Origin of the sequence: Bacillus shivajii (assembly GCF_020519665.1) — a bacterium.
Lineage (GTDB): Bacteria > Bacillota > Bacilli > Bacillales > Salisediminibacteriaceae > Bacillus_CA > Bacillus_CA shivajii.
Map to the genome: position 1 here is coordinate 3764542 of NZ_CP084703.1, position 20317 is coordinate 3784858.

Below are 20317 nucleotides of genomic sequence, written 5' to 3' on the forward strand. Positions count from 1 at the left end.
GTTCTTAATTATGGGGGTAATCCCGGATTTTTTCGGGAAAATTTCATTATTGGATAGGACTTTGGTAAGCTTGTCCTCGTTAATATCATAAAGGATTTCCCTAAGTTTGTCGAAAAATTGCTCTACTTTTCCCGAAAGCCCATCATTCTTGACAGTATTATATATCCATCATACCCTAAAAATATCGAATAACCACTTATTTTGCACAATTTTTGTCATTTTCACAAAATCTTAAATACTTAGTCTTCGCATAGATAAGGAGCGATGTTATGCTTTCATCTTATTTCACAGTAAAAGGTTATGGAGAACACGAAATATCTATCCAGAGGTCACGATTTATCGCTTATGTGAACCGCGTCACAACAGAAGAAGAGGCCCAAACTTTTATAGAAAAAATTAAAAAAGAGCATTGGAATGCAGCTCACAACTGTTCGGCATATATGATTGGCGAAAACGACCAAATTCAAAAAGCAAACGATGATGGTGAACCATCAGGTACAGCTGGGGTTCCGATGCTTGAAGTATTAAAGAAGCGCCAACTCAAAGATACTGTTGTTGTTGTCACCCGTTATTTTGGTGGAATTAAGTTAGGTGCAGGCGGGTTAATTCGTGCATATGGCTCAGCTACCTCTGAAGGAATTTCAGCAACAGGTGTAGTGGAACGGAAGTTAATGCAAAAATATATCGCGTCAATGGATTATCACTTTTTAGGAAAAGTGGAAAATGCACTCCGTTCGTCATCATATTTAATCGAAAACATTCATTACTTAGAAAATGTACAAATCGAAGTGTATGTGAATACAGGCGAAGAAGAAGCCTTTGAGGAATTCATGACAAACTTAACAAGCGGTCAAGCTGAATTAAAGCAAGACGGCGTTACTTATTTAGAAGTTGATGTTAAATAAAAGTGAAGAGGATAACTTTAAGTGCCAAGACAGTCAGGCAATAAGTAATCCTCTTATCTTTTTTTCGAAAGCTTATGTGCAAAACTTTGATTTGTTTTTATGCGTAAAACCATCCTCATCTGACAAGCTCATATTTGTCTTTAGCGTTTTACTATGAAATTTTCATTAAACTGCAGTATGCAGAATGTCAATTATGTTCACAAAATTGTGCGGGATGTGTCCGTTAAAACTTTTTATAATACAAGTGTTAAGGTTGGCCAGTGCACTTTGAGTTTCCCGTCGTTTTCTTTTAAATGGCGCTCAACAAGGTGACAGTAAAAGTCGAATTCATCATCTACGATAGATTGGGTGGATTGGTTCGCCTCAGAGCTAATTCGTATTTCCAGTTTCCCAACTTCTCTCTTTAAGAAACTGATCTTTAGAGGACTCGTATGATCGATAAAATCCATCCATTTTTTCACAATTAGTTGGGTAATCATCCGAACTTTATTTTTATCAACGAAAATGGGCTCACGGTCTTCATACGTCACTTCCCATTGAATATGTGTTATAAATTCCGGGGTATGCTCTTGAACTGACTGTTTTACGAAACCATAAAGCTCGCAAACACATATCCAGTCTTTTTCTGTCGAACTCGGATGGTTCAGGATTAGAAAATCTTGAATGTAGCTTTTACTTTTTGCGACTTCTTTTTGAGATTCTTTAATCAAATTTTCAAAATCATGAACTGACAACTCGTCTTCTTTCATTAGTTGAAGCATACCTGAAACAGGCGTCAAAGCATTTAACACTTCATCGGCGTAACGCATACTCACTTGCTGCATGAGCCTTTCGGTATTTTTATCCCAAGAGCGATCATTAGCATTTTTAGCAAAATTTGATACTATTCCATTTAAAGAATTGAAGATTGAGTGACTCATCATTTCACTTGACTGTTGATTATATTGATTATGAACGACTTCTTGATGATACCAGCAGGGTAGGGGAAGTTCCCGCAGAATCTTTGAGCGATTACAGGTAATGTTCATTTCAATGTCTTTATTCACCAATCGCGATCGAAACCTCATACATTGACGCCCTACTCCCGTATGGTCACAATCCCCCACTTTAATACCTTCAGCGTCCTCATCTACTTGGGTAATAATAGTGCCATTTTTTTCACTCATCGAATCCCTCCGCTTGGCACAACAATTTCATATACTCAAAATAAAGCGAAATCCTATTCAAACCTTAATTACCCTACTTTTAAAACTTTTAAAACATAAATTTATTTTAATTTAAAGAAACTTAAAAAGAAAAAAGATAGCACATATGACACTTTTTTACTTTTCTCACCTTTTCGTTTACGAAACTTGTATTCTAATGTAAAATAATACTGTTACAAACGCGATTATTCGAGAAATGTGTAACCTCAAATTTGAATAATTCGTCTAATAACATAATAGAATAATAACCCCATCGGGGAATTCATTATTATAAGGAGTTTTGGAATGACTAACTCAAGAACAGAGCTAAAAAAGAAGAAACAAACATCTCGTTTTAGGCGAACGTGGAAAACATTCGGTATTTTCTTCTTTGTTACTTTTTTAGTATTAGGTTCAGTAGCAGCATATATGGCTCATAAAATGCACGATGTTACAAGCAGTGCTCAATTAGACCTTGAGCGAGGCGATCGTTCTGATATACGAGAAGAAGCAGTTACTCCAAGTAAAGATAGTATTTCCATCCTTTTCCTCGGTGTAGATGATCGCACAGGAAACTTAAGTGGTAGAACAGATGCTATGCTTTTAGCAACTTTTAATGAAGAAGAAGGCACAGTCAAGTTACTAAACATCCCTCGTGATTCACTAGTTGAAATTCCAGGCCGAGGACAAGACAAGATCAATCACGCTCACGCCTTCGGGGGAATTGACCTTACAATTGACACTGTTGAAAATTTATTAAATGTTCCAGTCGATTACTTCGTAACACTCAACTTTACAGCTTTTATGGAAATCATTAATACACTTGGTGGTGTTGAAGTAGATGTTCCATTCTCATTTACAGAAATGGATAGCGAAGACCGTAAAGGAGCCATTGCAATAGAAGAAGGGATTCAAACTTTAAGCGGTGAAGAAGCCCTTGCATACGCTCGTATGAGGAAGCAAGATCCTAGAGGTGACTTAGGTCGTGGCGATCGTCAAAAACAAATTTTAGAAGCACTTATTAATAAAGGGGCATCATTTAGTTCCATTACAAGGTTCAATGATATCCTAGATAGTATTGAAAATCATATGAAAATGAACTTATCATTTACTGATTTAGTGAGTCTTCATAGCTATGCTCCGAAATTAAATAACATTGATCAGCTTAGCTTTGAAGGTGATAATACAAGGCTAAATGGAATTTTTTATTATCAGTTAAGAGAAGAATCGGTTAACACAATAAGTAAGGAATTACGTCAGCATCTAGACCTCGAAAATCCAGCAGACAGTAATGCAGACACCGAAAGCAAAAATAACAATTAAAATTAACAGAAAGCTCCTTGGTGTTAGAATGATATCAGGGAGCTTTTTCATAAAGTTCTTATTTGAACTTTTTTTCTCAAGTAAACGATTCCCTACGATTTTCAATTTAATTCGAATATAAATTATAAAGTTCATTCCATAAATTCATTTTTTTGAAAGCAACCTTGACATAAAATAAGGGTTATTTTCGATAAATAATGTACATTAGACTAGTAGAGCTAATAGTATAGTTATTTTCTTCGAACGGAACCTATTATTCAAGAAAGAAGTGATTCATATTAATAATGTGAAACTTGCAACACTGTTTGTTGCATTAGCTGTTATATTAGGGGTAGTCGTATTAGAGCTAATAAATTCAGATAAAAATAACAAAAGATTCCTCCCACAACCCGGCTCTATATACACATATAATTATCCAAGTACTGAGTTAACAATTGATATCCAATTCCGATCTATCGATTCATCTGAAGCAGAGGAAGAATTAGTAGGAAAAGTTGAAGAGTCTGAAAGTTTTTTACAAGGAATAGCGACATTCGAATCCGGTGGAGAAGTACCATTTGTATCAGCCGAGGGCGCTGATCTGACAATTCTTCGATTAGTTACCAACAATAGAAATCAAATTGAATTGCAAAAACCTTTAAACGAAGGAAAAACATGGACAGTCACTAGCTTAGATGCTGCCCTAAGTTCATCTTTAACAGAAACATACGAAGTATTAGATATTATAGAAAATTACAGAGCCCCTTTCGGAACACTTGATCATGTTTATAAAATAAAAAGATCTTATGACCATGAAGAAATTGAAACGGATTACTTCTATATCGCTGAAGAAATCGGTCTCATAAAATGGGAGCAAAATTCCCTAGAGAAAAGGATAAAATATAAAGAGTTAATAAAATTGGAGAAAAACAGCTGACAAGTTATCAGCTGTTTTTCATATTATTCTATATTTAATGTCCTTTTAACTTCGCTAAATACATGGTCATTAATTGCTAGCTCTCCACCTAACACATTTATTTGTCCAAACGGGATGGTAGATAGTTTATTTTGAGTGATATCTCTTACCGAATCGCCAACAATAATAACACTAGTATTGTCTCTTGCTGCAAGAGCTGCCCCCGATAATCCATCTGGAAAACGCTCTGAAGTAGCGATAAATGTATTATTCTTGTTTGGTTTAAAGTATTCAAACGACAACACATTTGTATCATACATCGTTTTTCCACCTAAACGTGTTTTATGAGTGACTGGTAGTTTTTCAAACACTTCTTCTGAGATAGCCATCTCACCGCCAATTACGAGGGTTTCTTGTACATTTAATTCCTGCAATGCTCTTATAGTCGCTTGGGGAAGCTCATTGGTATTAGCTAACAAGATCGGGATTCCTCCTGCGCCAGCATATGACGCAACTGAGAGTGCATCTTGGAACCTATTATCACTAACAATGATTGCCTTACTAGACCCACCAGGCGCAACTTCATGAGCGATCATTTCAGCAGTAACATGAAGGTTGTCTCCAGCAATCCTTCTGACAGATAATCCATTAATCTCCTTTAAAGACTCTTCTACATCATCCTCAATTGCAAGATGTCCTCCCAAAATAATTACTTCCTTAGCATCCAGTCTTTCTATTTCTTTTCTTGTAACAGGATCAAGTCGATCATTACGAGTTAAAATGACTGGAGCATCGTATAGAGCAGCAAGAGGAACACCAGCTAATGCATCTGAAAAACGATCACCTCGAGCTAAGATAACAACTTCGGAGTGATCCCAGCCCTTACTACTGATTAACGCTGACGTTTCATATAAATTCGCACCGTCAATTCGCGATATATTTGGAGTATACCTTGGAAAGCCATAGCCATACAAACTGTCCTTACCCTTCTCACCTAAATCGAGCATATAATTTTTTAAAAGATCACGAAGTTCTTTATTATTTTTTTGGGGATACTTTTCTACTAATAAAGCTAACATGCTAGAAACATGCGGTGCAGCGAAAGAAGTACCATTAGCAGAAGCATATTGGTTCCATAAGTATGTACTAATAATATCGACTCCTGGTGCAGAGAATTCTACCTCTCCACCTGTTGAAGAAAAACTTGCACGTTTTAAATGATTATCTACTGCTCCGACGGCAATCACTGATTCGTCCTTTGCCGGATATTTGACATTATTGTCGTCTCCTTCTTCAGTTCCACTGTTTCCACTCGAAGATACGAGCAAAACCCCTTCATTATATGCAGTTTTTAACATTTCTTCTAAAACGATAGATGACTTTTCACTGCCTATACTAAAATTTATAATATCCATCCCGTTACTAATTGACCAGTCGATACCTTCTAATATACTTCCAAGGTTCCCATTTCCTGATTGATCTAAAGCTTTGACAGCAAATAACTCTGCATTGGGTGCAATTCCTCCAATCCCATAATTATCCGCTGCTCCAATGATCCCAGCAACATGCGTTCCATGTCCGTTATCATCTGTCCATGAATTCGTATAACCAACAGTTGAAATTCCGCCACTCACCTCTAAGTCTGAATGGTCCATTATACCAGTATCAACAACGGCAACTTTAACACCCTCGCCTGAGAGTTGATCTTCCCATGCATTCTCTGCATTAATTGCTTTTAAATTCCATTGCAAACCACTATGTGAAGGCTCATTTATGATTTGTGATTTAGGCAAAACATGAATGTCACCTTCATTTACTTTAACTTCACTATTTTGTTCAACATGCGCAATATTTGGATCTAATAAAACTTCATAAATTAACTCTTTGTCTATAGATACCATTAGTGCAGAAATTGATTCAAATTCATATAAAATCTCATCTACCACTTCTTTTATGAGGTTTTTACCAGCTTCATTTTTATAAACAACAAATACCTCATCCATTTGTGAGTTTTCTCCAAAAACATTTAATGGAGAAGCAAATAGGAATAGCAATACACCGAAAACGATTGTCCATAACCGCTTAACATCTAGCATTTCTCAACAACTCTCTTCCCTCTTTGACAAATTTATAGAAAATCCGATCTATTAGTAGAATACATGAAAAAATATATAATTAATAGAAAAGTAAAAAAAAAAAAGCATAAAGCAAATTATGCTTTATGCTAAATCGTATCTTTCCGTTTGTTTTTTACGATATTATGAGACCAAAAGTTTAACAGTGGTCTATAGTTATTACTCACTAAACCAAGGGCTTCCGCAAAAACTTCAATCATTAGGATGACTAAAAGAGCAATGATAATCGCTCCTGTAATCGTCGCCATTGAGAATAAAATCGCAATCGATCCAAAAAATGCACTTACTCCATATATAATTAAAACAGTTTGTCTGTGCGAAAATCCTAAGTCGAGAAAACAATGATGAATATGTGATCGGTCTGGAACGTAAAAAGGAGTTTTATTTTTCACACGCCGGATAATAGCAAAAATTGTATCAGAAAGCGGCAATCCTAAAATAAGGATTGGGATAATAAAAGAAATCACTGTTACATTTTTAAAACCTAATATTGATAAGACTGCAAACATGTAGCCTAAAAATAATGCTCCTGTATCTCCCATAAATATCTTAGCTGGATAAAAATTAAAAACAAGGAAGCCTAAAACACTAAATAATAGTATTAAAGAAACAATCATGACATACTCGTTCCCCATCATAAAGGCCATAACAGATAAGGAAACAAGTCCAATTGCTGAAACGCCTCCAGCTAAACCATCTAAACCATCAATAAGATTAATCGCATTTGTCAATGTTAAAATCCAAAAAATCGTAATTGGGATACTAAAAATTCCAAATTCCCACACTCCACCGAATGGAAGGTTTACAAATTCAATCTTTAATCCTCCATAAGCAACTACCGTCAATGCTGCAACAAGCTGACCAACGACTTTCATTTTTGCCGATAACTCAATGAAGTCGTCTAATATACCAATTGCAATAATAATAGTTGCCCCAACAATAATGGAATAGTGAAAAGGATCATAAGGGTGAATAAAACTTATCCCAGCTACAAAACTAAGGAAAATTGCTAAACCACCTAACCTTGGCATCGCTTTTTGATGAACTTTCCGGCTAGACGGCTGATCCACTGCGCCTAATTTTAGTGCAACTTTTATAATTAATGGTGTTATTGTTAAAGATAAAATTAAGGTCATAATAATAGCAAATATCAAACTCATCGGCTCACCTCTAACCGTACATTTAAAAACGTTAAAAAACTTTACCCAAATACTAATTATACAAAACAAAAACTTAACAATCTACATATATTTTACATTTACATACTATTAGACGATCTATCTATCAGAAATGTTTCATTGTTTTATAACATAAAGCGAAAAAATTCAACTGAGGTCCACAATAATTAACAGTAACCCCAAAACTTGAGGTTACTGTTTTCTTTTTCTAATTGCGCCTAATGATTTTTCTGATTTTTTAACTTTTGTCCTAAAACTTTAATAATAAAATGCGGAAGAGACAGCATCCTTCGCCACCTTGATGGCTGTTTTATTAACCTGTACAACCACTCTACATTTAACTTAATCCAAATATCTGGTGCACGCAACGTTTCACCTGCAATCACATCAAAGCTTCCACCTAGTCCAATAAAGACTCCCTTCTCAAAGTTGGATATATGTCTCGAAATCCACTCCTCTTGTCTCGGGAAGCCTAATGCTACAAACACAAAATCAGGATTTTTATCCTTAATTTCGTTGACAATTGTCTCATCGTGTAAATTGAAATAACCATGATGATGTCCCACGATATTTACATTCGGAAAGTCCTTTTTTATCACATCAACAGATTTAGCCAAAACAATCTCTTTGGCACCTAATAAATAAATCGATAATTCTTTTTCATTTGCTTCTTTTAAAAGCTTCAGAAACAAATCATACCCTGCGACGCGTTCGGGAATTCTTTCCCCCAGTATCCTTGCTCCCTTCACAACCCCTATTCCATCAGGGGTGATGATGTCTGCAGTTTGGAGAATACGGTAGTAATCTTCTTCTTCATGAGCACACATAACAATTTCGGGATTAGCTGTAACTACAAACATACGTTTTTTCCTTTGAACAGATGATAAAATCTTCATCACCGTTTGCTGTTGTGTTAGTTTAGAGATTTTCAGTCCTAGAATATTAATACTTTCCATGAATACCATCTCTTTAATTATATTTTACAATCAAATCATCTCGTCTAATCATATAACAATTTGACAAGGAAATATAAAGGTAATTTCTTCTATCACTATATTCTTTCCACTTTAACAGGATTTTAAATTACTACCATTATGTTACGAGGGGAGTTTCCCAAATCGACGGTAGCGCATGTACCCTCCAACTAAACCTATACAATAAGAATTAAGATCCGCTTATCGCTTTTTTACGGTAGGCTTTCCTTTCCTTTTTGGACATGTCTTTATATTCCTTTAAAAAGGCTTTATATTGTGGCAAAACTTCCTCGACGGGACCATATTCTTTCACTTGTCCAAATTCTAACCAAAGAATTTGATCACAAAACTCTTTCATTTGACCTAGTGAATGGCTGACAAAAATCATCGTTTTTCCTTGTGCTTTAAACTCATTCATTTTATTCAAACACTTTTCAGCAAATGACTTATCTCCCACCGACAGGGCCTCATCAATAACTAAAATGTCCGGATTAATATTTACAGAAATAGCAAATCCTAACCTCGATTTCATCCCGCTTGAATATGATTTAACAGGCTGGTCAATAAATTCTTCGAGCTCTGCAAACTCTATAATATCATCTTCCATCGTTTTGATTTCCTTTTTTGAAAATCCAAGCATCAAACATTTTAGCTCAATATTATCACGCCCTGATAAATCTCCCTTTAATCCTGAAGCTACAGCAATAAGTGCAGATTTCCCATTTATTTGTACCTTTCCAAAGGTCTCTGGAATAATCCCCGCAATAATATTGGATAATGTGGATTTTCCTGAACCATTAATTCCAACAAAGCCGACAACATCGCCCTTATTCGCTTCGAAATCCACATTGTTTAATGCATAAAAGTCTTTCCCGTAGCTCTTAGGAAGAATAATATCAAGGACTCTTTCTGACGACTTCGAGTATAATTTATATTTCTTTGTTAGGTTTTTAATAATAATTGCTTTATCCATAATTGTCCCATCCAAACTTATATAAAATCAATAAAATGTCTTCTAAATTTAATGTGTAAACTCGCGCCAATGATAAAGAGTACAATCGTTAGGGACCAAAAATACAGCGTATACTGCCAATGAACAATAAAATACCATTCTACACCTAAAAAGCTTGTACGATACCCTTCAACTAAATAATATAAAGGGTTTATCTTCATCAATGTTTGTACATTTTCTGGCAGCATTGTAAGCGGCCATAGAATTGCTGACAAATATAATAATAACCTTAATGTCGCCTGTAAAAACATTTGTACATCTCGAATGATTGTCGCGAGAGTCGACATAATTAATGACAAAGCATAAGTAAAAGCAAATGTTGCAAAAATGAAGTATATAGTTTGTAAATAGTAAACACTTATCGTATACCCTGTTAAGTTCAGCACGATAATCGTAATAAAAATTAACACTAAATGAATATAAAATTGAGAAAATATCACAATGTTAGGTATAACACTCATTGGAAAGTTCATCTTAGATAACATCCTCAAACGAGTGTAAATCGACTTGGACCCTTGTATTGTCGATTGAAAAAAGAAAAACCAAACAATGATACCTGGTAGCATCCACTGTAAAAAAGGCACTTGCATTCCTTCTGCTACTTCTATAGCTTCTCTTTGTCTAATACCGTAACCAAAGACAAACCAGTAAATAAGAATTTGTATAAGAGGGTTTATGACCTCCCATGCCATTCCTAAGTAGTTATTATTGTTTGAACTCTTCATTTCATATAAGGATAATCTCCGGATCAAATAAAAATGCTTTACCTGTTCTTGAATCACTAATAATGCAGATTTCATAAGCAATTCCTTTCTAGTAAGTCTGCTTCCGCTACTACAAACACTCTAAAATTATACTAAACTCTTGCCTACAAAAACAATAGGAGATGCAATAGAATAATTCACCATAATAGTATACCCTTTCATTTAGCAAAGTAGCCATGAAAAAGAAGATCATCATAGCTCAGGATGACCTTACTTTAATTCCCTAAAATACTTTATTTAAAAATTTGATCAACGACACGCCTAGAAGCTTGTCCATCTTCTAATGAAATAAACTGTTGGCTAAAATTGCTGTCAAATCCATCTAACAGATCATCTTTATTTTTATTTATATGTTCCAAAACTTCATCTGTTGATTTTAATAGCGGTCCAGGTGCTTGGCTTTCAAAATCAAAATAAAACCCTCTCAGCTTGTCTTTGTACTTTTGTAAGTCATAAACGAAAAATAATATCGGCCTTTGTAAAATTGCGTAATCAAAAAATACAGAGGAGTAATCAGTCATTAACATGTCAGCGATGACATATAATTCGCGAATATCAGTATGATTGGATGCATCAATGATAAAATCGCCGTACGAAGAAATATCAAGCCTATCTGCAACTAAATAATGTAACCTTAACACAATAACCCATTCTTCCCCTATTTGTTTTTTCATTTTCTCAAGGTCAAGCTGTAGTAAAAATTTGTACTTTCCTACAGAATGATATTCATCATCTCTCCATGTAGGCGCATATAACAGCACTTTTTTGTTGTCAGGTATTCCTATTTTATTTCGTATGGTTTCAATATCTTGTGTCGTATGATTCAATAAGAAATCATTCCTTGGATAACCACTTTCAATTAATGTACCATTAAAGCCAAAAGCCCTAGGGAAAATACTTGATGAGTATGGATTTGGTGAAACAAGATAGTCCCAACGACTTGATTCATTTTGGAAGTTCTTTTTATATTTTTCCGTTTTTGTTCCAGGCATATGCACTTCATCAATATCAATACCTAATTTTTTTAAAGGGGTACCATGCCAAGTTTGGAGATAAGTTGTCTTCTTTGGTTTCGGAATCCATATAGGCAATCTGCTGTTAGATACCCAATATTTAGATCTAGCCATTAGATATAACCACTTTAATGAGAAACGGTTAAGGACTTTTAATTGAAATCCTTCAAAGTTCTTTGAATACCGGGGGTCAATACTCCAATAACATTCATATTTAGGATATTTCTTTTGTAAATATTCATAAATTGCTCTAGGGTTACAGCTATATTGCTTACCTAAGAAGCTTTCGAAAATAACGACATGTCTCTTCTTTGGTAACATTCCCGCAAATATAAATAATAATTTATAAGCAGCTTTAATTATTGCACTTCTTTTAATTTTTTGCAGAAACTTTTTCATCATAAATCCCTTTCATTTCATAAGGTTCATCTTTCATATAAGAAATTAATTTCTTCGATGCATCCCCTGTAGAGTATTCATTCCACGCATCAGAAAATGATTTTATATTACTTAAGTTTACATTGTCCTCTAATTCATGAATCTTCACTAATAATTCCTCGGTACTTTTTACAACCGGTCCTGGTACTTCTTCATGATAATCAAAACAAAACCCTATATCTTCACTATACTGCTCAAAATCATAAGGATAAAAGATCATCGGTTTATTTCTTAAAGCAAATTCAAAAGGTAATGAAGAATAATCTGTAATGAGCATATCTGTCACTAGTAGTAAATGGTTTATGTTTTCTGTTGATAAGTCCATTATAAAGTCATTAGACGGAGTATGAATGTGCTGTACTGACGGATGAAGTTTAACTGCCAGTACATACCTATCCTTTAACCATTTATGCATTAATTCGATATCGAGAGGAATTTTTTGATCATCCAATTTTCCACTTCGAAATGTTGGGGCATACAATAATACCTTTTTCTCTTTAAGAATTGGATATTTTTTATACAGTACTTGCTGATAATATTTGATCTCGTCTTCATTAAAAAAAAGATCAGTCCTCGGAATGCCCGTCTTTAAAAAACGATCCCCTTCAACTTCAAAAGCACCTTTATATACTTCCTTCATGTTCTCTGAACCTATTACGATTTTGTGAAATTTACTGTATACTTTTCTGAATCTTCTTTTAGCAATAGCTGACCGTTCTTTATTCTCACTCGACTCTAAGCCAAACTTTTTTACCGCTCCTGCTGCATGCCAAATTTGAACACACTCTGTTCCCTTTTTAAAATTCATGCCACTCAAAAATGCAAAGTAATTATCAACAATCACATACTCTGAGGTCGTAATATGATAAAAAGATACTATCCAATCTTTCAAATTTTTCGTTTCAAATAAATGGTACTTAATCCCTCTTTCATCGTAATCTTTTTTAACTCTAGGCTTCACGACAAGAACATGTTCATATTCCGAAAATTTTTCATTTGCTTCCTTATATAAATAGAAATAATTATCCCCAAAACTAGAAACATAAGTCACTTTTTTCTTCGTAGGGAACAATTTAAAGATCGACGTTAATAAAAAAACTGCATACGAATATAACTCACCTAATAAGTCCTTAATGAACATTACATACACCTTTCAAGTTAACTCGGGTCATTACCCATTAGTTCTTTTTTTATTTTTGTCGTTGAGATTCCTTCAGTTCTTGGCAAATAAATGACTTCACAGTATTCCTTCAAAAAGTCAAACTTCCCTTGCCAGTCATCCCCCATAACAAACACATCAACATGATGTTTCTTAACATCTTCCACTTTTTGGTCCCACGTTTTTTCTGGAATGACTTCATCAACATACTTTACAGCTTCTAATATTACCTTTCGATGTTCATAAGTGTAGTATGCTTTTTTATTCTTCAATTGATTAAATTCATCCGTTGAAATTGCTACAATTAAATAATCACCATACTCCTTTGCCCGTTTTAAAATGTTTATATGTCCCCAATGCAACAAATCAAACGTTCCATACGTAATTACTTTAATCATAACGTCCATCCCCCCAATAAAAAAATTACCAAAAAGTCCTTATTAGAAATATGACCAATAGCATCCTTCATTGATGCTGGTTTAATGATATTATATAAAGTATACAATATACAATATCATTGAAATTAGTGTAGTTAAATATTTTACTCATCGTTCAAGAATAGATTTATTAAAGGGTGGAAGACATGAAACTGAACAAAATTTCCTTTAAACCAACTTCCCTAATACAAGAAAGCTGCTCATTATCAGAAATAGCGCACGATGAAGCTTTTTTAAAGTTGCGTTTCACACTTAAAAACTTACCGAAGTATTTTAAAATTGAAAACCTCAAAACAAATCTTTTTGTCGAAATCCGTCGCATGGATAATAAAGATCAGTATACAAGAATACCTATCGATGAAATATCAGTCGAAAATACATTATTTAGAAAAAATATTGAAGGTACAGCTTATTACAATTTAGCATCACTTAATGATAGTGAAGAACAACTGTATACGAAATGGGCATTTTATGTCGTATTGAATACATCACTCGACCAATCCAAGTATTACAGGGCTGCAATTTCCGAAGATGCAACCTTCACATGTGAAAATGATATATTTTCTAAAGGGCCCTATTTGTATCAACCATATAAAACAATCAACGGGAACTTCAGTATAAAAAAATTCCATCATTCTGCGATCAATGAATTGGAAATTGATAATAACTCTTCTACCGAGTTAACAGAAAGTAATGAAGCCGTTACATTAAGGGGACAGTTATTACCTGATTTAAAAATTAGTACAGAACACTTAAACAGTATAGGGATTATCCTTAAGAAAAGAGGAACCGATCAATTAATAAAGTTAACCGTTGAGCGAGCCCCCTCTAATTATTGGTCAAGAACAGTTCTGTTAGAAGACCTACCAAACCAAGATGGAATCATTGATTTTTACTTTTTTCTTCAGAAAAATAACGGGCAAGAAATTGTCTATCGAATGAATATCGAAAATCAATTAAACCCTATAAACCACTTTAAAAAGGGCTTTTACCGTACGGATTATAACTCTTTTGTTTGCTCTTCCTATACAACCAAAAAAGGGTCATTATCCTTGAAGTTGTTCCCTTTATATCTCACTTTGACAGATATTATACTAAATAAAATTTCACAAGAAACATTAGAAGTAAACTTTCATCTTCAGTCACCAGTAGCCCTGGAGAAGCCTTGTTCAATAACTTTAGAAAATCAGGATTTACCATCTCAAATAACATATCCAGTCAAAATAAAAAAAGAGAGTAAAGGTGTAATAAGAGCGGCTCTACAAATTGAGAAAGTCGATTTGATTAAGAGTAACACTGAGTATGCAGTATTATTCCACGAAGTATCAAATGAAATTTCTATTAAGTCAGCAATCAGTGAAACAAATAAATTAGTAGGAAGAGAATTGATAAAAGATGAAGAAGCTTTCCATTGTTACTTTAATATATCCGAAGATGGTGAATTAACTTTCCATAAGAAAGCAATGGAGTTCTTTCGAAATATCGAGAATGTGTCGATTGATCAAGAGAGGTTTATCATTGAAGGTACAACAAATTTACAAAAGATTAAAAGCATAGAAAAAGAACAGCCTCTAGTAAAACTACTAATACTGAACCGTGTCTCTGGAATGTCATTGGAAGCACCTGCTGAAGTACTAGTAAACCCAGATTCATCAACGAAAAAAGACAAGTACACATTTAGGGCGGGCTTTTTCCTTAAAGACATAATAACGCTCATCCAAAAAAATAAAGACATATTAGAGCTTTATATTGAAGCAGACTTTGGCACTTATAAAAAGAAACGGAAATTAGGCTTCAAAGAGTTTGATTACTTTAAAGATGGCTATCTCGATACGAAAACACTCACCTATAATAATAAAAGAATTTTGTTGTATACAACACTCACTCCAAAAGGAAACCTCAAGGTTGAAACAATCTTACAATCACCTGAAAACTTAGCGTTGATTGAAGAGAAAGAAAGAAATATTCAATTCAACAATAACGAAGGTGAAGTTTGGATTATAGGAGAGAGGCCGGATACAGCACAAGATAATGGTTATTACTTCTTTAAATATTGCCGTGACCATCATCCAGATCTTGATGTTTATTACGCTATCTTACCTGGATCAAAAGATGAGGAGAGATTAAAAGATTATGGAAACATCCTTTATATTGGTAGTGCCAAGCATGCTGAAATGTGCATGAAAGCAACTGCATTTTTCTCATCCCATGATATCGACTATCTTCTTCCTATTAAAGGGCAACATTTAAAGAACTACGACAACGCATTACGAGTCTTTCTTCAACACGGTATACTCGGTAGGAAGAAAGTTGAGTATTATAAAAAGTTTTATAAAATGCCCTATAATTTCATTTGTGTTAGTTCGGAAGGCGAGAAGCAATTATTAATTGAAGAATTTGGTTACAAAGAAGAGGAAGTATTTATAACCGGTCTTTCAAGGTTCGATACGTTAACAAAAGATCATGTAAAGGAAAAGCACCAAATTTTACTTATCCCTACTTGGCGGGACTGGATTACAACGCAAAATAAATTCGATGAGTCTGAGTATTTCATGAAGTATAAGTCTCTTCTTCAAAATAAACAGCTACATCAATTACTTGAAAAATATAAAATGGAGCTAGTTTTTTATCCACATTATCGTATGCAACATTTTTTTAAGAGCAAAAACATAAAAACACACCCTCTTATTACAATTCACAGTACTGGGGAGACAGACTTACAAAGTCTGCTAATCGAGAGTAAATTAATGATTACTGATTATTCAAGCGTATCTTTCGATTTTAATTACTTAAATAAGCCAGTAATTTTTTATCACTTTGATGAAAGTAGATTTTTTAATAAAGGAATATTAAGACCTATTGAAGAAACATTTCTTGGGGACATTTTAACTGAAGAACATGAGCTCATTAACTACTTAGGTGATTACGCAAGTAAGTCATTTGATGAGAAAACAACTTTTAGTGATCAAAAACATAACATCTTCAAATACCAAGACCAAAATAATTCAGAGCGAATTTTCAAAGAAGTATTAAATACTCGTAATCTGACAAAATCGAAATGAGCAACCTTCATTTAAAGGCAAGAATAACCGAGTAGGCGTCGCCATTACTGACCACGCCTCTCACAGAGCACACACGTGCGGACCTTCGCATGTGGCTCTTCCCATATATCCCTTTTAGAGATAACGTTCATCATAAACAGATGATAAACTTACGAGTCCCAGCTCTGTTCAGAGGTTTGCCTTCAGATCCTCCGCACGCTACTTCACAGTCAACGCACTATCTGTCAGCTAATGCTTGCCGGCTGGCCGATGCATTCGGGACTCTCACCCTTTAGCACATGTGCTGCCACTCGCAAAAAAGAGGCTGTCACTTAAATGACAGCCTCTTGAACTTTTTAATTTTTAACTAACATTAACTCTTCTTTTATTTTCGTTGTTGAAATCCCTTCAGTTCTCGGGAGATAGATGACTTCACAATGTTCTTTTAAGAAATCAAATTCCCCTTCCCAATCATCACCCATCACAAAAATATCGACGTCGTGGTTATTAACATCTTGTACTTTTTGATCCCAGGTGTGTTCAGGGATAACTTCATCTACATATCTAATTGCCTCAAGGATCATTTTACGGTGTTCATAATTATGATAAGCTTTCTTCCCTTTTATTTCATTAAACTGGTCAGATGAAATTGCAACTATTAGATAATCGCCTAAAGCTTTTGCTCGTTTTAATATATTAATATGGCCCCAGTGCAATAAATCAAAGGTACCATAAGTAATTACTTTTTTCACGATACAGCCTCCTTAAATATTTATATCGAATTTATATGTCTGTATTGATTAAAAGTCATTTACTACAACACCTTTGATTATAACACAAACTCATTGCTGTAATAACCATTTTTTTATTATGATACTTTCCATTTTCTAGATATCACTTCTTAACTACAGCATTAATAACATTTCTTGCCGCCTTACCATCATCAAAATTACAAAATTTGTTATAAAACGAATGCATTTTTTCCTTATAATCTTCTTGAATATGGCCAATATCCTTAACTACACGAATGACCTCATCTGTCGATTTAATAATTGGACCAGGCAATTCATTCTCATAGTCCATATAAAAGCCCCTTAAATTTTCGCGATATTTATCAATATCATACGCATAAAAAATCATAGGTCTTTTTAAATTAGCATAATCAAAAAAGACAGAGGAATAATCTGTTATAAGAATATCAGAAATTAGGTAAAGCTCTGCTATATCTTCGTAATCTGAGAGGTTATATGCAAAACCTTCTAATCCATCGATGTTTAAATTATTGGAGATTAAATAATGCATACGTAGAACTACAACATACTCATTCCCAAGCTGTTTTTTCATTTCTTCTAAGTTTAATTTAATATCAAATTTATATTTACCTTTCCCAAAAAATTCATCATCTCTCCAAGTAGGAGCATATAATATAACTTTTTTATTCGTCGGCAAATTTGATTTTGCAATAACTTCCTTCTTTTTCTTCTCTAATTGGTCGTTTTCTAAATATAATGCATCATTTCTTGGATAGCCAAACTCCAGCATGTGCTTATCAAAATGGAATGCTCTCTTAAAGATGGTAGTCGAATATGAATTTGGAGAAATTAAGTAGTCCCATTTCCTAGATTCATTATAAAAGTTCCACTTATATTTCTCTGTTGTAGTACCTGGCATTTGAACTTCCTTAATATCAACACCCAATTTCTTTAGTGGCGTACCATGCCAAGTTTGCAAGTAAACAATCCCTTCTCTTTTAGTTAAAAAGTTAGGCGTTCTTGCATTGAATACCCAATACTTTGATGTAGCTAAATAATAATAGTATTTTAAACTGAACCTTTTGATAACAATTGGATTTCCTGGGATCACCTCTTTTTCACCCTCATATATCCATATAAACTTATATTTGTTATCATTTTCTTTTAGTAATTCTTCATAAATATATTTCGGGTTACAAGAGTAGCTTTTACCTCCAAAACTTTCAAAAACGACTCTATTTTTTTTGAGAGGGAGCTTTTGAAATAACGATTGATATAGTTCTTTATATAGGTTCTGTTTACTCTTAAATACTTTTTTCACCCTTGAAACGAATGTTCTCATTTTCATACGCTTCAGTGTAAGTTTTAGGTTGCCACTTTTTATCGCTAAAATTTCTTTACTCCCGATTGAACCGCGTCTAGCTATTTCTTTTTTATTAACATGCTGTACTGCTTTAGTAAGTGAAGCGATCCATTCACCTAATACATCCTCATCATCCAATACCCTATTAACAACAGTATTAAAATAGAGATCTAAAAGCCTGTTATCCATATCTTTTTTTATTGCTGAATTTCCAACAAAGTTTTCAGCTAATTGATTATATACATAAAGAAAATCATAAATTTTCTGGTCATCTGTTAATTGATGAAGTCTAGGCTTATTAATCGGATCATCATAAGGTCCTCTCATATAAGTAGGCGTATTTACTTGTGGTAATTCACTTAATTGTTGAAATAACGAGATATTAAATGATAGATCCGAGTAATGTTTTACATTCTCTTCAAAGAACACGTCTTGTTCACGAATAAACTCTGCATTAAATAGTATATTCGCAACACTTCTTGTACGTGAAGCAAATTTTTTCGATTTAGCCTTTATTTTTTTTACTTTGACTGCATTAATATCTGGTTGGGTGAATTCGACTGCTGAATTATATTTATGAATTGGGCCAACAATCATTAGGTGATCTTTTATATGATTTACAAGCACTTCAATCGAATATGGTGCGATGAAGTCATCACTATCAATAAAATAAAGGAAATCACCAGTTGCCTTTTTTATACCTGTATTTCTAGCTGAAGCTACACCTTGATTATTGTCATTATTAATATAATAAAAGCGATTATCATCCTTTAAATATTTCTCAATAACTTTATGCGTTCCATCATTTGACCCATCATCTATTATAATTACTTCGATATCAGAATGTGTTTGTTCTGAAATGGAATGTAAACACCGTCCAATATTTTCCTCATCATTATATACTGGTACAATTACTGACACTTTACTCATAGTACACCTCATATATCGTCTTTTATCTAATTAATTGTAATTTTAACATAGAAGTAATATTTATTCTTGTCAATAATATTATTGACAAGAATAAATAACTATCCGCCCGTAGAACGGGCGGTTTTAATTTCGCCCTATAAGGGCACTTTACCAACCACACTCCCTAAAGGGAGCCTTTGAATTAACCGCCAACCGTTTATCTCCACACTTTATTTTTTAAACGGATCTACGTATTCTCGCTTGCTCATATTGTCTCGCAAGCGGTCTTCTGCTTCTTGTTCTCTGATATATTTTGCAACAGCCTTTTGATTCAAGCCTACGGTACTTACGTAATATCCTTTAGCCCAGAATGTTCGATTCCCATGATTATATTTTAAATTCCCATGTCTATCATGGATCATTAACGAGCTTTTTCCTTTTAAGTATCCCATGAAATACAAAACAGACATTTTGGGAGGGATCCTTACTAACATGTGAATGTGGTCTGGCATCGCATGTGCTTCAATGATTTCAACATCTTTCATATCACATAGTCTGCGTAATATTGCTCCGATATCTCTTCTTAACTTGCCGTATATGATCTTCCTTCGATACTTTGGTATAAACACAATGTGGTACTTACAATTCCACCTTGTGTGTGATAAACTATTGTCGCTCGACATGAGCATATCCCCTCTCGTTTTATGAAGTTGGTTTGGCGGCCACTTCTATTATATAAACGAGAGGGGATTTTTTCCTATTACAACCCTTAAAGGTTTATTTTCACACAGGCAGATCCTGTGGTTTAAAAAGACTTTAATTAAACAATAAGAGA

The 20317-nt window shown here is 34.0% G+C and carries 16 protein-coding genes; 4 read left to right on the top strand and 12 right to left on the bottom strand.

The genetic code is table 11. From position 1 onward, the window contains the following. Positions 1 to 269 precede the first annotated feature (269 nt). Positions 270 to 905: a YigZ family protein gene (locus tag LGQ02_RS18270; protein ID WP_226515713.1), complete on the top strand. Its 636-nt coding sequence runs from the start codon at positions 270 to 272 to the stop codon at positions 903 to 905. A gap of 233 nt (positions 906 to 1138) precedes the next feature. Here the strand turns inward: LGQ02_RS18270 and LGQ02_RS18275 are convergent, their stop codons facing one another. Beyond that, entirely contained in the window at positions 1139 to 2071 is a 933-nt protein-coding gene (locus LGQ02_RS18275; protein WP_226515714.1) for a hypothetical protein, read from the bottom strand. Between the two features lie 324 nt (positions 2072 to 2395). On the opposite strand from LGQ02_RS18275, the gene LGQ02_RS18280 reads away from it, so the two are divergent. Both LGQ02_RS18280 and LGQ02_RS18285 read left to right on the top strand, forming a co-directional pair. After that, a complete protein-coding gene (locus tag LGQ02_RS18280) occupies positions 2396 to 3412 on the top strand; it encodes an LCP family glycopolymer transferase (protein ID WP_226515715.1) in 1017 nt (338 codons plus the stop codon). A 268-nt stretch (positions 3413 to 3680) separates the two neighbouring features. Further along, positions 3681 to 4328 carry a hypothetical protein gene (locus LGQ02_RS18285; protein WP_226515716.1) on the top strand — a complete coding sequence of 216 codons (648 nt, stop codon included), beginning with the start codon at positions 3681 to 3683 and terminating at the stop codon, positions 4326 to 4328. Between the two features lie 23 nt (positions 4329 to 4351). On the opposite strand, the gene LGQ02_RS18290 is transcribed toward LGQ02_RS18285, so the two are convergent. From LGQ02_RS18290 to tagD (LGQ02_RS18325), 8 genes are all read right to left on the bottom strand, one after another. Further along, positions 4352 to 6403, bottom strand: coding sequence for a S8 family serine peptidase (locus tag LGQ02_RS18290; protein WP_226515717.1), 2052 nt, complete (start codon positions 6401 to 6403; stop codon positions 4352 to 4354). A gap of 128 nt (positions 6404 to 6531) precedes the next feature. After that, on the bottom strand, positions 6532 to 7602 hold the full coding sequence (locus LGQ02_RS18295; RefSeq protein WP_226515718.1) for a glycosyltransferase family 4 protein: 1071 nt from the start codon (positions 7600 to 7602) through the stop codon (positions 6532 to 6534). Between the two features lie 236 nt (positions 7603 to 7838). Then, a complete protein-coding gene (locus LGQ02_RS18300; RefSeq protein ID WP_226515719.1) occupies positions 7839 to 8576 on the bottom strand; it encodes a WecB/TagA/CpsF family glycosyltransferase in 738 nt (245 codons plus the stop codon). Between the two features lie 208 nt (positions 8577 to 8784). Further along, positions 8785 to 9567 carry a teichoic acids export ABC transporter ATP-binding subunit TagH gene (gene tagH, locus LGQ02_RS18305; protein ID WP_226515720.1) on the bottom strand — a complete coding sequence of 261 codons (783 nt, stop codon included), beginning with the start codon at positions 9565 to 9567 and terminating at the stop codon, positions 8785 to 8787. A gap of 17 nt (positions 9568 to 9584) precedes the next feature. After that, entirely contained in the window at positions 9585 to 10406 is an 822-nt protein-coding gene (locus LGQ02_RS18310; RefSeq protein ID WP_226515721.1) for an ABC transporter permease, read from the bottom strand. Positions 10407 to 10603: 197 nt separating this feature from the next. Continuing rightward, complete coding sequence (locus LGQ02_RS18315) at positions 10604 to 11785, bottom strand: CDP-glycerol glycerophosphotransferase family protein (RefSeq protein ID WP_226515722.1); 1182 nt, start codon at positions 11783 to 11785, stop codon at positions 10604 to 10606. Further along, entirely contained in the window at positions 11757 to 12962 is a 1206-nt protein-coding gene (locus LGQ02_RS18320) for a CDP-glycerol glycerophosphotransferase family protein (protein WP_226515723.1), read from the bottom strand. The genes LGQ02_RS18315 and LGQ02_RS18320 overlap by 29 nt, the downstream gene beginning before the upstream one ends. 17 nt (positions 12963 to 12979) lie before the next feature. Continuing rightward, complete coding sequence (tagD, locus tag LGQ02_RS18325) at positions 12980 to 13378, bottom strand: glycerol-3-phosphate cytidylyltransferase (RefSeq protein WP_226515724.1); 399 nt, start codon at positions 13376 to 13378, stop codon at positions 12980 to 12982. A 185-nt stretch (positions 13379 to 13563) separates the two neighbouring features. Here tagD (LGQ02_RS18325) and LGQ02_RS18330 point away from each other — a divergent pair, with 185 nt between their 5' ends. After that, positions 13564 to 16479 carry a CDP-glycerol glycerophosphotransferase family protein gene (locus LGQ02_RS18330; RefSeq protein WP_226515725.1) on the top strand — a complete coding sequence of 972 codons (2916 nt, stop codon included), beginning with the start codon at positions 13564 to 13566 and terminating at the stop codon, positions 16477 to 16479. Between the two features lie 335 nt (positions 16480 to 16814). Here the strand turns inward: LGQ02_RS18330 and tagD (LGQ02_RS18335) are convergent, their stop codons facing one another. The 3 genes from tagD (LGQ02_RS18335) to tnpA all read right to left on the bottom strand — a co-directional run bounded on the left by tagD (LGQ02_RS18335) (position 16815) and on the right by tnpA (position 20165). Then, positions 16815 to 17210, bottom strand: coding sequence for a glycerol-3-phosphate cytidylyltransferase (gene tagD, locus LGQ02_RS18335; RefSeq protein WP_226515726.1), 396 nt, complete (start codon positions 17208 to 17210; stop codon positions 16815 to 16817). A gap of 142 nt (positions 17211 to 17352) precedes the next feature. Next, positions 17353 to 19503 carry a bifunctional glycosyltransferase/CDP-glycerol:glycerophosphate glycerophosphotransferase gene (locus LGQ02_RS18340; protein WP_226515727.1) on the bottom strand — a complete coding sequence of 717 codons (2151 nt, stop codon included), beginning with the start codon at positions 19501 to 19503 and terminating at the stop codon, positions 17353 to 17355. Between the two features lie 209 nt (positions 19504 to 19712). Then, positions 19713 to 20165 (bottom strand): IS200/IS605 family transposase, encoded by a 453-nt coding sequence (gene tnpA / locus LGQ02_RS18345; RefSeq protein ID WP_226515728.1) that lies wholly within the window; start codon positions 20163 to 20165, stop codon positions 19713 to 19715. Between the last annotated feature and the right edge of the window lie 152 nt (positions 20166 to 20317).